General features: G+C 43.6%; 16 protein-coding genes and 1 other annotated feature. Of the genes, 1 reads left to right on the top strand and 15 read right to left on the bottom strand.

Annotated elements, in window-relative coordinates:
- Nucleotides 1–112 precede the first annotated feature (112 nt).
- Nucleotides 113–306, bottom strand: a binding site (T-box leader).
- 80 nt (nucleotides 307–386) lie between these two features.
- The 9 genes from argF to IGI94_RS05465 form a co-directional block, all read right to left on the bottom strand.
- A complete protein-coding gene (gene argF / locus IGI94_RS05505) occupies nucleotides 387–1,400 on the bottom strand; it encodes an ornithine carbamoyltransferase (RefSeq protein WP_086317002.1) in 1,014 nt (337 codons plus the stop codon).
- 136 nt (nucleotides 1,401–1,536) lie between these two features.
- Nucleotides 1,537–2,556, bottom strand: a complete 1,020-nt coding sequence (gene tsaD / locus IGI94_RS05500) for a tRNA (adenosine(37)-N6)-threonylcarbamoyltransferase complex transferase subunit TsaD (protein ID WP_016621244.1) — start codon at nucleotides 2,554–2,556, stop codon at nucleotides 1,537–1,539.
- The gene (gene rimI / locus IGI94_RS05495; RefSeq protein ID WP_086316999.1) at nucleotides 2,549–3,022 is read right to left on the bottom strand and encodes a ribosomal protein S18-alanine N-acetyltransferase; all 474 of its coding nucleotides are present in this window, start codon (nucleotides 3,020–3,022) and stop codon (nucleotides 2,549–2,551) included. The genes tsaD and rimI (IGI94_RS05495) overlap by 8 nt, the downstream gene beginning before the upstream one ends.
- Nucleotides 3,015–3,557 (bottom strand): ribosomal protein S18-alanine N-acetyltransferase, encoded by a 543-nt coding sequence (gene rimI, locus IGI94_RS05490; protein WP_008381099.1) that lies wholly within the window; start codon nucleotides 3,555–3,557, stop codon nucleotides 3,015–3,017. Before rimI (IGI94_RS05490) ends, rimI (IGI94_RS05495) begins: the two co-directional genes overlap by 8 nt.
- Nucleotides 3,541–4,266 (bottom strand): tRNA (adenosine(37)-N6)-threonylcarbamoyltransferase complex dimerization subunit type 1 TsaB, encoded by a 726-nt coding sequence (tsaB, locus tag IGI94_RS05485; protein WP_005237009.1) that lies wholly within the window; start codon nucleotides 4,264–4,266, stop codon nucleotides 3,541–3,543. The genes rimI (IGI94_RS05490) and tsaB overlap by 17 nt, the downstream gene beginning before the upstream one ends.
- Nucleotides 4,267–4,530: 264 nt before the next feature.
- Complete coding sequence (locus tag IGI94_RS05480) at nucleotides 4,531–5,511, bottom strand: LacI family DNA-binding transcriptional regulator (protein WP_438899520.1); 981 nt, start codon at nucleotides 5,509–5,511, stop codon at nucleotides 4,531–4,533.
- Between the two features lie 32 nt (nucleotides 5,512–5,543).
- Complete coding sequence (gene galT / locus IGI94_RS05475; protein WP_086332202.1) at nucleotides 5,544–7,028, bottom strand: UDP-glucose--hexose-1-phosphate uridylyltransferase; 1,485 nt, start codon at nucleotides 7,026–7,028, stop codon at nucleotides 5,544–5,546.
- A gap of 3 nt (nucleotides 7,029–7,031) precedes the next feature.
- A complete protein-coding gene (galE, locus tag IGI94_RS05470) occupies nucleotides 7,032–8,030 on the bottom strand; it encodes a UDP-glucose 4-epimerase GalE (RefSeq protein WP_081118772.1) in 999 nt (332 codons plus the stop codon).
- Between the two features lie 41 nt (nucleotides 8,031–8,071).
- Entirely contained in the window at nucleotides 8,072–9,229 is a 1,158-nt protein-coding gene (locus IGI94_RS05465) for a galactokinase (RefSeq protein ID WP_008381089.1), read from the bottom strand.
- A gap of 150 nt (nucleotides 9,230–9,379) precedes the next feature.
- Here IGI94_RS05465 and IGI94_RS05460 point away from each other — a divergent pair, with 150 nt between their 5' ends.
- On the top strand, nucleotides 9,380–9,547 hold the full coding sequence (locus IGI94_RS05460; protein WP_017144401.1) for a DUF3042 family protein: 168 nt from the start codon (nucleotides 9,380–9,382) through the stop codon (nucleotides 9,545–9,547).
- A gap of 56 nt (nucleotides 9,548–9,603) precedes the next feature.
- Here IGI94_RS05460 and IGI94_RS05455 read toward each other — a convergent pair whose 3' ends face one another.
- The 6 genes from IGI94_RS05455 to IGI94_RS05430 form a co-directional block, all read right to left on the bottom strand.
- Complete coding sequence (locus IGI94_RS05455; RefSeq protein WP_016613158.1) at nucleotides 9,604–9,960, bottom strand: DUF488 domain-containing protein; 357 nt, start codon at nucleotides 9,958–9,960, stop codon at nucleotides 9,604–9,606.
- A 151-nt stretch (nucleotides 9,961–10,111) separates the two neighbouring features.
- Nucleotides 10,112–10,513: a rhodanese-like domain-containing protein gene (locus IGI94_RS05450; RefSeq protein ID WP_016613157.1), complete on the bottom strand. Its 402-nt coding sequence runs from the start codon at nucleotides 10,511–10,513 to the stop codon at nucleotides 10,112–10,114.
- Nucleotides 10,514–10,595: 82 nt separating this feature from the next.
- Nucleotides 10,596–11,567 carry an ROK family glucokinase gene (locus IGI94_RS05445; protein WP_008381084.1) on the bottom strand — a complete coding sequence of 324 codons (972 nt, stop codon included), beginning with the start codon at nucleotides 11,565–11,567 and terminating at the stop codon, nucleotides 10,596–10,598.
- Nucleotides 11,567–11,776, bottom strand: a complete 210-nt coding sequence (locus IGI94_RS05440) for a YqgQ family protein (RefSeq protein ID WP_005229394.1) — start codon at nucleotides 11,774–11,776, stop codon at nucleotides 11,567–11,569. Before IGI94_RS05440 ends, IGI94_RS05445 begins: the two co-directional genes overlap by 1 nt.
- 30 nt (nucleotides 11,777–11,806) lie before the next feature.
- Nucleotides 11,807–12,475: a rhomboid family intramembrane serine protease gene (locus tag IGI94_RS05435; RefSeq protein WP_086332201.1), complete on the bottom strand. Its 669-nt coding sequence runs from the start codon at nucleotides 12,473–12,475 to the stop codon at nucleotides 11,807–11,809.
- Between the two features lie 12 nt (nucleotides 12,476–12,487).
- Nucleotides 12,488–13,027, bottom strand: coding sequence for a 5-formyltetrahydrofolate cyclo-ligase (locus IGI94_RS05430; protein ID WP_086299630.1), 540 nt, complete (start codon nucleotides 13,025–13,027; stop codon nucleotides 12,488–12,490).
- Between the last annotated feature and the right edge of the window lie 38 nt (nucleotides 13,028–13,065).

Genomic DNA, 13,065 nt, shown 5'->3' with positions numbered 1-13,065 from the left:
ATGACTGAACCCATTTTTTTATGAAACGTTGTTTGAAGCAAGCAAACAGTTGTATGTTTTTCATGCAAGAAATGATTGATAAAAACAAAAAAGCCTCTAGCGCATAACTTGCACTAGAGACGAGATTTCCCGCGGTACCACTCTGATTGTCCTATTCGGACCCACTTTTTTCTGATAACGGCAGAATTCCGTTTGCTTAGCAAATTCTCACAAGTGCGTTTCACAATCTGATCAATTCGGCTTCCACCACCCCGAACTCGCTAACTGATACTCGAATCGCTACTTCTCTTGTTTCATCAAATCAAGGCTATTTACTTCCCAGAAAGTATAGCAAAGAAATGTTTGTTTGGCTAGCGAGATTCTGGCATTTTTCAAAAATTTTATTTTTATACTTTAGGAATAAATAGATCCCCGGCAGTCACTGCCATGATCGCTTTGATTGAGTGCAAACGATTTTCGGCTTGATCAAATTGACGAGCATACTTGCTACGAAAGACCTCGTCAGTGACTTCCATCTCAGAAATCCCATACGCCTGCGCTGCTTTTTTGCCATAAATAGTTTGTTCATCATGAAAAGCCGGTAAACAGTGCATAAAAATCACTTGGTCATTTTGCGTTTTTTCCATCAACGATTGGTTTACTTGATAAGGCAGCAGCTGTTCGATCCGCTCTTGAAATTTTTCTTCTTCGCCCATTGAAACCCAAACATCGGTATACACGACATCAGCGCCTAAAACACCTTGATCCACGTCATCCGTCACCAGGATCTTTGCGCCAGAGTGCTGAGCATAGGCTTTTGCTTGTTCGATAATGTTTGCTTCTGGCTGCAAGGCCTTCGGGGTGACGACATGAATATTGACCCCTAAAATCGCACTCGTCACTAACAAAGAATTGGCGACATTGTTGCGCCCATCCCCACAGTATGCGATGGTCAAGCCAGTCAGTTCACCGAAGTTTTCTTGAATGGTTAAAAAGTCAGCGATCATTTGTGTTGGATGCCAGTCATCCGTTAAGCCATTCCAAACAGGCACGCCTGAATAGTTGCCCAGATCTTCGACGACCTGTTGGCTAAAGCCGCGAAACTCGATCCCGTCAAACATGCGGCCGAATACTTTGGCGGTATCTTCAACGGATTCTTTAGACCCCAACTGAATATCATTGGCCCCTAAAAATTCCGGATGCGCCCCCAAATCCACCGCTGCAACCGTAAAGGCTGCTCGCGTCCGTGTCGAATTCTTTTCAAACAAAAGTGCAATATTTTTTCCTTCTAAGTAGCGATGTGGTTGATTGTTGGCTTTCATCCCTTTTAAGTGCTGGGAAAAATCAATTAAATATTGCAGTTCTTCTTTTGTGAAATCTTTCTCTGCTAAAAAACTGCGTCCTTTAAAAACTGATGTCATTGCATACCCGCCTCTCAAATAATTAATAAATATACATCAGAATATCAAATAATGAAATATAATACAACTATATCTTCTGTTTGCTCATAAATGAAACAAAAAAAACACCTAAGAACGGATCTTAGGTGCAATCATCTTAAGAAATCCTATGGGCAAAGCTGACACTTGGATCAGCATTCAATGAAAGGTCTGCTAGGTGCTGCTTTTTCAACGCAACATGGGCATAGGCACCAATCATGGCCGCATTATCTCCGCAAAGGCGCAACGGTGGAATCAACAGTTCTACCTCCGGCAATTCCTGCATTGCTTTTTGTAAAGCGTCACGCAAGCCTTGATTCGCGGCGACCCCGCCAGCGACGATCAGTTGTTTTACCGGATAGGCTTGGCATGCCCGCACTGTTTTGTGAACCAATACTTCGACTACGCTGGCTTGAAAACTGGCTGCTAGATTTTCTACTGACAATGCTTCCTCTCTTTGCTGTGCATTATGCACAAAGTTGATAAAGGAACTCTTCAAGCCACTGAAACTAAAATCAAAATTATCTTCTTGCATCATTGCTCGAGGAAAGTGATACGTATCACTACCTAGATGTGCAAGGCGATCAATTTCTTTCCCACTAGGATAAGGCAAACCGAGAACTCGACCAACTTTGTCATAGGCTTCACCAGCGGCATCATCTCTCGTTTCTCCGATGATCTCAAAAGAGCCATCTTCTGCCATATACACCAATTCGGTGTGACCGCCGCTGACCAATAATGCCATTAAAGGAAAAACCAATGGCTTCACTAGGCGAGCTGCATAAATATGTCCTGCCATGTGATTGACCGGAATCAGCGGTAAGCTGTGGGCCCACGCAAAGGCTTTCGCTGCAGAAAGCCCAATCAACAGTGCCCCAACCAACCCTGGACCATAGGTGACGGCCACGGCTGATAATTCTTCTGGTTGTGTGTTGGCTTGGGTCAATGCTTCGTCGATGCACAAAGTAATCTGTTCGACATGGTGACGACTAGCGACTTCTGGTACGACACCGCCGAAGCGCTGGTGGCTCTTGATCTGCGAAGCAACAATGTTACTTAAAATGGTGTCGCCGTTTTTAATCACTGCCACACTGGTTTCATCACAACTGCTTTCAATGGCTAAAATCAATTCATTCATTTGATTTTTTTCCGCCTACTTTCTTTTCCATAATCAACGCATCCTCTTCAGGATGACTGTAATATTTTTTTCTACGACCGATGACCGTATAGCCCATGCGCAAATAAAGGGCCTGTGCTTGTAAATTCGACACACGTACTTCAAGATAGATCCGCCGACCATCGGTTTGTTCCACGAGCGATTCCATTTGTTTCAACAATTCTTTCGCCAAACCATGCCCTTGATATGCTGGTAAAACCGCTACATTAAACAGCTCTGCTTCATCCAGCACTTGCTGAAAACAGAGAAACCCAATCAGCTCTTGGTTGGTTTTTCCATAACGAAACAAATAGCGACTGTTGCTGTTTTGCAAATCTTGCTGAAATTGCTGCAGATTCCAAGGCGAGCCAAAGGGATAGCTCTGATCCGCCAATGACCAGAGCATTTGCGGTGTCGGGATCGTTTGTTCTGCTTGTTCGTTAGTCATTTAAAAATTTCACCATATCCAATGCGTCTTCATTGCCTTCAGTGTAATACGCCGTTTTGATCGCCTGTGAAACAAACCCGAGGGTCCGATACAAACGTTGCGCATCACGATTGCCCAGGCGAACTTCTAATGTCAAACGGTCGCATTTGTTTTTCCTTGCATAACGTTCCATCTCTCCTATCAAGAAAGAACCGATCCCTTTTCCTTGATAATCAGGAATGATCGCGATATTAGTGATATGGGCATCAGCGCCTAAAATCCGCACCCCGATAAACCCAATCATCCGTTCATTATGCAAGATGCCCAAATAAAGATGTTTGACCCGTGAATAAAGTTCTGACAAAAAGGCGCTCTTGGTCCAAGGCAGTTCCCCAGCATACACGAGACGCTCCACCTGCAGCAGCTCTTTAATGTCATCACCGACTAATTCACGAACAACATACGTTTCCCCTCGTATCTCTTTTTTACGCTCTGGATATTGAATCTGACGGAAAAGAGCCAACTTTCCCGTCATCGTTTTAAATTTTTTCAACATAGGCATCCACTCCCGGTTCATGCGAGGCTAACCATTTTTCTTCGGCTTCAACTAATTTTAAATAGTCCGGTACAAAATCATGGATCGAAGCCACCGGCGCTTCTTCTTTCGCAATAGCAGCTAAAACAACGCCATTCGGGTAATTCCAAAACGACACTTGATTGATATGGGCTGTCGGCAGTTCCGCCTCGATCATGTCTTTAAATTTGACGGTATCGGCGCCGACAAATAGCACTTCTTGACCATCAACTGCTTTTAGCTGGGTCAATAACTCAGACAGTGAGATATGCTGGTCTTTGATCCTTGTTTCTAAGGTACCATTATGCCATTGGTAGGCACCTGCGTAGACATTTTGACGGCGAGCGTCAAACAACGGGACGATCACTTGCGATACGCCCACGCAATTGGCAGCGACTGCTTTCAAACTAGAAACACCAATCAGCGGGATGTTCAATGTTTGTGCCAGCGTTTTTGCTGTTGTGACACCGATGCGCAAACCCGTATACGAGCCAGGACCTTTCGCAACAACGATTTGCTCCAGCTCTTTAGGGGCCATCCCCACCGCCTGCATCAATCCATCAATGGCAGGCATCAATGCTGTGCTGTGGTTTTTGATCGCCATCGTCTGGCTTTGTCCCAACACTTCTTGACCATCGACCACCGCAACCGCCAGTGTCTGGTTTGAGGTATCAATCGCTAATGTTTTCATCTATCTTCTCCCCATTCAAAAAACTCTCTCATATTCTACCATATTCTAATCAAATGCCCAACCAAGTCTCCAAAAAGATGCCTGCGTTTAGAAAAAAAGCAATAGGACAACAATACCCGAACCTTTGAAAAAAGCAAGCACGGCTGCAGTTGCAAACCAGCGGGGCTGTTTAAAGGTTCGGGTAAGGCGATATTCATTTTTTTGTTATTTCATTAAAACTCAGTTGACGTGTGTAACGGTATCCTCCGATGATTCAACTGGTTGCTAAGAAGATTGGCGCGTAATCAGCTCCGTTGCGATCGTAACTTTTCGAGGAACGGGTGCTGCATTCGTAATGATATCCAGCAAGGTCGTCACTGCCAGCTCCCCCAGCCATTCCGTATGAACTTTGATGGTTGACAGAGTCGGAAAGACGTACTTTGCGACACTGACATCATTGAAGCCGATAATTACGATCTTATCTGGAATCTTGATGTTTTTTTCTTGCAAAGCACGCATAGCGCCAATCGCTAAGGCATCACTGGAAGCAAATAAGGCACTTGGCAACTCTTTGTTTTGCTGCAAATACTCTTTCATCGCCTCATAACCGCCCTCTACTGTAAACGGTGCGCTGAGATGATATTGCGGGTGGTGCAACTTCAACCGACGAAGCCGTTCCTCAAAAATCCGGCGCCGAGGGTCATCGATTTCTTGGTGATGGTCCTTGGTAAACTCAACGCCTGATAACAAGCCGATCCTTTGGTGGCCTTTTGCAATAAAGTCATCGATCACTAAATCGACCGCTTGTTGAAAGTCCACCACCAGAGAATTGACGCCCTGGGCCAATGCGTCAAAATCGACCATCAACAAATTGGATTGGCTTTTTTTCAATTGACGAATCTGGTGATCATCGAATTTCCCTAGCGCGATCGTTCCATCGACGGCGGTATCAGACAATCCTTCATAGGGTTCTTTCAGCAAACGGATCCCTAATTCTTCGGTTTTGTTTTCAATCCCGATACGGATCGCTAAATAGTAAAGATCCGCTAATTCTTCCTCGGTATCAAACCATTGGATCAAGCGCATACTACTGGTTTCTGGCTGACTCTTTTTTTTATGTTTTGTGTAATTGAGTGCTTCTGCGGCTTTAAAAATTTTCTCTTTGGTTTCAGAACTGACCGATAATTCTGAATCGTAATTCAGCACCCGTGATACAGTGGCTGGCGAGACGCCAGCCTGTTGTGCAATATCTTTAATCGTTGCCATCTTCCAGCCTCCTTTTTTTGCGGGGAACTTTTTTATAAAGTAGCTATAAAGCGAGCAAAGGCCGCTTGCCCTGTCTGGTCTCGTTTAAAGACGCCTGCATGCGTCAATACTTGTGTAAAGACTTCTCCTAATGCATTGCGCAAAATCTGCGACACGTTTTCGGCATTGCATTCTGGGTGCTGGGCTTTGATCGCATCTGCCCACGGTATATGGTAAGCCGCGATCTGATTGGGCTGATCCAATAGATAAGCAGTCACTTCTTCTAGTTCCGGAGCTAAACGCGGTGGGAGAACTGCCAAACCCATGACTTCAATCAATCCGATATTTTCTTTTTTGATATGCTGCACTTCTTGATGTGGATGAAAAATGCCGTCAGGATGTTCTTTGGAAACATTATTATCCCGCAAGACTAAGTCCATTTCAAACAGCTCTCCTTGCTTGCGGGCGATCGGTGTCACTGTATGATGAGCCGTCCCATCTTCTGAAAAAGCAAGGATCGAAACACTTGGATCTGAGTACTGTTGCCATTGGGCTAACACATATTGGCAAGCGGCGGCTAATTTTTGTTTGTTTTTCGCTTGTAATCGTATCACCGACATTGGCCACTTCACGATCCCCGCAGCTACATCAGGAAACCCAGTCAAAGAAAAGTGTTGTTCGATTGGCGCTTTTGCCATGGCAAACGTATGCCGCCCTCCTTGGTAATGGTCATGGGACAAGATCGAACCCCCAACGATCGGCAGATCGGCATTGGACCCGACAAAATAATGCGGCATCACTTCAATGATCTGCAACAAGCGAGCGAAGGTTTGCAAATTGATTTTCATAGGCCGATGGTCTAAAGAAAGAAAAATCGAATGCTCATTGTAATAGGCGTAAGGAGAATATTGGAAGCCCCACGCTTCATTATCCAAATTCATACGAATGATCCGATGATTGGTCCGCGCTGGGTAATTGACCCTTCCTTGGTAGCCTTCATTTTCCAAACACAACATACATTTCGGATAATCTACAGAAGCAGCGGTACCTTCTTGGGCAATTTGCTTCGGATCTTTTTCAGGTTTTGATAAATTGATCGTGATCTCGATCTCCCCATACTCCGTATCAACAGGAAAGACGATATTTTTAGCGATGGCCCGAGTCTTGATGTAATCATTTTGACGGCACAGCTCAAAGAAATAATCCGTCGCTTCTTTAGGATCATTGGCATAATGTTGCGCAAAAAAAGCATTGACTACTGAAGGTGGTGGCGTCAAAAAGTCCATCAACTGGGCTTCAAAGATTTCTCTTTCTGCGTGAGAATCGCCAATTTGCTGATTGCTCAATGCACATGCCACCAGTTCGTCCATCATTTCAATCGAGGAACGAGCAACAGAACGAATTTCGCTGGGCTCAAAAACAGCTTCCCCGATCATAGCTAGTACTCGGTTTTGCAAATAAATACGATCCATTTCCATCCAGCCGCCAGCCTTGATTGCTAAAGTGACGAAATCGCTGATTGTTTGGCTGATCGTCATTGGTTATTCCTCCTGCCCTTGATACCCATTTGGATGGCTGACATGCCAATTCCAAGCAGTCTCGATGATTGCTTCGACGTCGGTATAGACTGGTTTCCAGCCTAAAACCTTTCGTGCTTTTTCACTCGATGCCACTAAGGTACTTGGATCACCGGCACGGCGAGGCGCCACTCTGGCTGGGATCTCTTTTTTCGTTACATTGCGGGCCGCTTCCACCATTTCTTTCACAGAGTACCCATGATTGCTGCCTAAATTGAAGACATTGCTCTCATTGCCTTTTTGTAAATATTCTAATGCCAACAGGTGAGCAGCGATCAGATCTTCGACATGGACATAATCACGAACACAAGTCCCATCTGGAGTATCGTAATCCTCCCCAAAAATCGCGACTTCTTTTCGTTGTCCTAAAGCAGCTTGTAAGATGATCGGTACTAAGTGTGTTTCTGGATCATGGTCTTCACCGATCGAAGCATCCGACTTCGCGCCAGCCACATTGAAATAACGCAATGCGACATACTTCATACCATAGGCTTCATCGCACCAACGCATCATTTTTTCCATGATCAACTTGCTTTCGCCATAAGGATTTTTAGGATTTGTTGGGGTTTCTTCCGTGATTGGACTATGATCAGGTTCCCCATAGGTTGCTGCTGTAGAAGAAAAGACAATATGTTTCACTTGATGTTCCTTCATCACTTCTAAGAGGACCTGCATCCCATACACATTATTGTTGAAATATTTCAATGGTTTTTCTACGGATTCACCCACCAAAGAGCTAGCAGCAAAGTGAATCACGCCATCGATCGTTTCTTTTTCAAAAACCGATTGTAAAAATGCTTTGTCGCGAATATCCCCTTCATAAAAGGTTGCTGCTGGATGGATCGCTTGGCGATGTCCTGTCAGCAAATTGTCAACGACAACGACTTGTTTTCCTTGTCCGATCAATTGATCGACTGCATGAGAACCGATATAGCCGGCTCCTCCTAATACTAAAATCGCCATATTTTCAGCCTTCTTTCTAAATTCCTTCATCATTTCTTATTCTACAGTTTTCGTGCACCATCATCAATACTTGCTTGATAAATGTCGGTTGCGTAGCCGATTTCTGCTAAATAGGTTGCTTTGACGGACGCTTCAAAATCAGCCCATTCACTTGCTTTGACCAATGCGATCCCGCAGCCGCCAAAGCCCGCACCAGTCATCCGCGCACCTAAAACAGCAGGATGCGCTTGAGCAGCTGCGACTAATGTATCTAGTTCACGCCCTGTCACTTCATAATCATCCCGCAATGAAGCATGCGAAGCATTTAACAACTGGCCGAATTCTTCAAGATCACCAGCAGTCAAAGCGGCTTTTGCTTTTAATGTCCGTTGGTTTTCCGTCACTGCATGTTTCGCCCGTTTGATCAAGCGTGGATCATCGATCAATGCTGTATTTGCAAAAAAGGTTGCTTCGTCTAATGCACCCAATGAATCAACGGCTAATGATTTTTGCAAACGAGCTAATGCTTCTTCACATTCTGCACGTCGTTCATTGTATTTAGAATCAGCCAATTCGCGGCGCTTATTGGTATTCATGATCGCTACGACATAATCACCAAATGCCGCTGGTACGACTTCATAATTTAAAGTGTTCGTATCTAAAAGCAATGCATGGTCTTTTTGACCCATTCCGATCGCAAATTGATCCATGATCCCTGAGTTAACGCCAATAAACTCATTTTCGACTTTTTTGCCGATTTTAACTAAGTCCAAGGTCTTCAAAGTTAAATCAAAGAGATCTTTTAGACAAACCCCCGTCAGCAATTCAATCGATGCAGAAGAAGAAAGACCTGCGCCATTCGGAATGTTGCCATAAAAAGCGATGTCAAAGCCACGATCGATCCCTTGCCCCGCTTCTTTTAGGAAACGAACGACCCCTTTCGGATAGTTTGTCCAATCATCTTCTTTTCGGTAATCTAGTTCATCTAACTGAAAGGAGATCACGCCTTTTTCTGGAAAATTCTCTGAATAGAGTTGGATCAACTGGTCTTCACGTTTTCGTGCTACTGCATACGTGCCTAATGTGATTGCCGCCGGGAAAACATAACCGCCATTGTAATCTGTGTGTTCACCGATCAAGTTGATTCTCCCTGGCGCAAAATACATGCCTGTGCCTGCTGTTCCAAATTTATCAATAAATATCTGTTGCAATTGCTCCATTTTTCTCACTCCCACTTTCTTTTTAGTAAACTTATTGTAAATTATTTACTAAATTATTTCAAGCGTTTTCAATCCCAAAAGTGATTTTTTTTGATATTTTTTCCGTTTTCATTCATAATGAACCTATAACTAAAGGCGAGGTGTTTAATGATGAAACGATTTCTTTCAGGATTTTTAGTAGGAACAGTCGCAACGGTTGCTGCAGCTGCAAGTGTTGTTATGACGGTCAAGAAACAAGTGATTGATCCAATTGACGAACAACAAGCAGATCATGATGAAAAACGGAAACGCGCGATGCGTAAAAGCGTTGCCCGCTAATCATTTGCTACAAAAGAGCCGTCAGCCTTCAATAGGCTGGCGGCTCTTTTAGGTAATCATTCTGCCTTCTCCAGTAAGTCCTGCAAAATCACGGCTTGATTTTGTTCTTCATTTTTCGCTCCGTAAAGTAAGGTCACGGTCTGTTGTTCAGCAACCAACGCTTTTAACCGTGCCAAGGCATCTTTAGCTGGCGCTTTCTCTAATTCTTGTAGATAGCGGCCTTTAAACGCATCAAAACGTTCAGGATCATGCCCAAACCATTTGCGCAATTCAGTACTTGGTGCGACTGCTTTGAGCCATAGATCGATCTGGGCTGCCTCCTTTTTCATTCCTCTAGGCCAGATGCGATCCACCAATACCCGATAGCCATCTGTCGTTTCCGCCACTTCATAAATTCTTTTTCGCTTGATCAACGCACACTCTCCTTATCGATAGACCTAAGTTCTATAAATAAAGGCAAAAGTCCACAATGTAAATTGAACAATGACTTACTTGAAACACTCCGTTTGGTGTTTCGTCGCTCATTCAAATTTGCTTGTGTTCTTTTGCCTTAAGTTCTCTCTTTTATAAACTATTTTTCTTTTTCGTCTTGCCACTCCAGCCTTCATAACCTTCTTTTAGGATATAGACATTGGTAAAGCCTTCTTTTCGTAATTTATTTGCTGCGCGAATACTCAACGATTTACGCGTGTCATATAAGTAGATCGGTTGATCTTTACGAAATGCGCTGAAGGAATTGGTTAAAACAGTAAAGGGAATATTACGCGCCCCTAAAATATGCCCACTGTCAAATTCATTTTTTTCCCGAACGTCGATCACTTGGGCTTTCTTCATTCCTGCTTTAAATTCATCTTCTGAGATGATCGTTGCTGAACGGCGTCCCATAATTTGAAAATACGCCCAGTTCAAAGCGATTGCTAAGATTATTAATGCCAAAACCAAGTTTAGCCACATAATTGGTGTCATTTCTTCTATTCCTCTCTATTGTAACAAACATTCTTTTTTGATTTATGCTGCTTTAATCTATCCTTGCCTAGCAGCTTGTCATCTATGCTTTTGCTGCAAACTGCAAAGCTAATGATGCTGCCCCAATCACACCGGCATCATTCCCAAGTTCGGCCAATTTGATTTCAGTACTTTCCGTTACCTGTGGGAAGGTAAATTGAGCAAAGTAGGCAGCAACCCGTTCACGTAAAAATTCACCGGCTGCCGATACGCCTCCACCTAAAACGATACTTGATGGATTTAATGTGTTTCCTAGGTTTCCGCATGCCAACCCAAGGTAGAAGCACACTTTATCAACGACCATCAAGCCAAATGAATCGTTTGCTTGAGCCGCTTCAAAAATATCTTTACTTGAAACATCTTCCCCATTGTCCAGCTGTTGTTTCAATGCCGAGTCGCCAGCATATTCTTCTGCCAACTGTCGAGCAACTCGCACAACACCCGTCGCACTAGAAACCGTTTCTAAACAACCACGTTTGCCGCAAGTACATTCGAACCCTTCAGGATCAACAGTGATATGACCGATTTCTCCGGCACAACCAGCAACCCCATGAAGCAATTGCCCTTCCATGATGATACCGCCGCCAACACCTGTACCTAGTGTGATAAAGATGACATCAGGATTGTTATCCCCTGCCCCTTTCCAACGCTCACCTAAAGCTGCTACATTGGCATCGTTATCGATGGCAAATGGGATTTTTGTGCCTTTTTCAATCAGTTCTTTGACTGGCTGAAGTGTTTTCCAGTTCAGATTGTAGGCACCTATGACGGTTCCTTTGTCACGGTCGACACTTCCTGGTGTCCCCATACCAATACCGATAAATGCTTCCGGCTGTAAGCCATATAATTCTAGGCGATGATTGATCGATGCCACGATTTCTGGCACGATATGTGAGCCTTCATCAAGAATATTGGTGTCAATACTCCATTTTTGCTGAATCTCGCCTTCGCTCGTTAAAATAGCGAATTTCACCGTTGTTCCGCCTAAATCAATTCCGATGATTTTTTTGTCCATCACTTGTTTTCCTCCCGGCTTTCTTCAATTCGATGCTCCCGCGTAAGAATTCGCCGGGCAGTCAGATATACATCCCGATCTATCAAGCGACTGTCATAAAAGTTTTTCAACTCGATTTGCATCAGTTCTATATCGTAGATCCGCTTGCCGACATATACGTAAACACCAAATTGTTTCAGTAATTGTTGTACGTCATATAACGTTTCCATTTAACCACTTCCTGCTTATTATACAAGTAATTAATATTTTTTAAAACCATATATCACAAAAATAGCCAATAAGAAAACAAAGAGTCCGCCAGAGAGGATTCTGGTGTGGATCGAATATTTTCCATAGTTCTTTGGCAATGCCAAAAGATTCCCTAACAATAACCCACCGAGGATCCCGCCAATGTGTCCCCACATATCAATCGTTTGATCAAACACCCCAAAAACCAGGTTCAATCCAACGAATAGGGCAAATTGCCGTACCATTGCTTGGATGCGGTAATCATTTCTAAAATGCCAACCTAAAATCAAAAATGCCCCGAAAAGCCCGAATAATGAAGTACTAGCGCCTGCTGATTGAACCCCTATTTGGTTGAAAGCAAAACTCATGGTATTGCCCATGATGCCGCTTAGTAAATACAAGGCAAAAAAACGGCTATGACCATAGATGGCTTCTACTTGTTGCCCCATATAATAGAGAATCACAGAGTTGATTGCAAAATGTGCCAACCCGAAATGCAGAAAGATTGGGGTAACGAAACGCCAATATTCATTTAAATAGACGACAAACGGACCAAACATCACCCCGCCTGATTGAATAGAGGGACTAAAATAACCCAAGATAAACACAATAGTTTGGATAGCTAAAAATAGATACGTGAAGATAGACTGATTCAGCCATCTTTTCATTTGAGAATTCATTGACGTGCTCCTTTACGTGCGAATAAGCGAATCCGTATAGATTTTATCGATTGGAATGTCGAATACATCTGGTGTCCATTGATCGTTGAATTGTTCTCCGAAGACCAAAGAAACGGTCTTGCCATCAAAAGCTGACAAGAAACGATCATAATAGCCGCCGCCAAAGCCGATGCGATAGCCTTTTTTCGAAAAAGCCAAGCCGGGAACAATGAGTAAATCCAAGTGATGGGCTTCTTGCTCACTGATCGGCTCTTCAACCCCAAATGCCGACGTTTCATAACGCGTTGCCGGCTCCACATGATAAAACTGCAATTTTTTTTGTTGTGCTTTCGGCACTGCGATTCGTTTGTTTTGTTCAAATCCTTTAGCAAAAATAGCCGCTGTATCAAATTCAAATGGCAACGAACGGATCACTCCTACTGACTTAGCCGTTTGCCAAATCTGAGAAGAAAACAGCAACTGCAAAATCACCGTTTCTTTCTGCTGCTTTTGTTTGCTCGGCATTTTTTTTAATGTTTGGATCATGTGCTCTCTAATGACTGGTTTTTCCATTGGATCACTCCTCTCAGAAATAGTACCAAAAACTGTGT

The sequence above is a fragment of the Enterococcus sp. AZ149 genome (assembly GCF_051714285.1).
In the GTDB taxonomy this organism is placed as follows: Bacteria; Bacillota; Bacilli; order Lactobacillales; family Enterococcaceae; genus Enterococcus_D; species Enterococcus_D entomosocium.
The sequence above is the reverse complement of the archived record's forward strand: the minus strand, read 5'-3'. Positions and strand labels throughout refer to the sequence as shown.

Excerpts from the sequence above, each read along its gene's own strand:
- galT (WP_086332202.1), bottom strand. The coding sequence starts at position 7,028 with ATGACGATCAGCCAAACAATCAGCGATTTCGTCACTTTAGCAATCAAG.
- IGI94_RS05440 (WP_005229394.1), bottom strand. The coding sequence starts at position 11,776 with ATGGAAACGTTATATGACGTACAACAATTACTGAAACAATTTGGTGTT.
- IGI94_RS05435 (WP_086332201.1), bottom strand. The coding sequence starts at position 12,475 with ATGAATTCTCAAATGAAAAGATGGCTGAATCAGTCTATCTTCACGTAT.
- rimI (WP_008381099.1), bottom strand. The coding sequence starts at position 3,557 with ATGTTGAAAAAATTTAAAACGATGACGGGAAAGTTGGCTCTTTTCCGT.
- IGI94_RS05450 (WP_016613157.1), bottom strand. The coding sequence starts at position 10,513 with ATGACACCAATTATGTGGCTAAACTTGGTTTTGGCATTAATAATCTTA.
- IGI94_RS05465 (WP_008381089.1), bottom strand. The coding sequence starts at position 9,229 with ATGGAGCAATTGCAACAGATATTTATTGATAAATTTGGAACAGCAGGC.
- rimI (WP_086316999.1), bottom strand. The coding sequence starts at position 3,022 with ATGACTAACGAACAAGCAGAACAAACGATCCCGACACCGCAAATGCTC.
- IGI94_RS05480 (WP_438899520.1), bottom strand. The coding sequence starts at position 5,511 with ATGGCAACGATTAAAGATATTGCACAACAGGCTGGCGTCTCGCCAGCC.
- IGI94_RS05460 (WP_017144401.1), top strand. The coding sequence starts at position 9,380 with ATGAAACGATTTCTTTCAGGATTTTTAGTAGGAACAGTCGCAACGGTT.
- argF (WP_086317002.1), bottom strand. The coding sequence starts at position 1,400 with ATGACATCAGTTTTTAAAGGACGCAGTTTTTTAGCAGAGAAAGATTTC.
- IGI94_RS05445 (WP_008381084.1), bottom strand. The coding sequence starts at position 11,567 with ATGGACAAAAAAATCATCGGAATTGATTTAGGCGGAACAACGGTGAAA.
- tsaD (WP_016621244.1), bottom strand. The coding sequence starts at position 2,556 with ATGAATGAATTGATTTTAGCCATTGAAAGCAGTTGTGATGAAACCAGT.
- galE (WP_081118772.1), bottom strand. The coding sequence starts at position 8,030 with ATGGCGATTTTAGTATTAGGAGGAGCCGGCTATATCGGTTCTCATGCA.
- IGI94_RS05430 (WP_086299630.1), bottom strand. The coding sequence starts at position 13,027 with ATGGAAAAACCAGTCATTAGAGAGCACATGATCCAAACATTAAAAAAA.
- tsaB (WP_005237009.1), bottom strand. The coding sequence starts at position 4,266 with ATGAAAACATTAGCGATTGATACCTCAAACCAGACACTGGCGGTTGCG.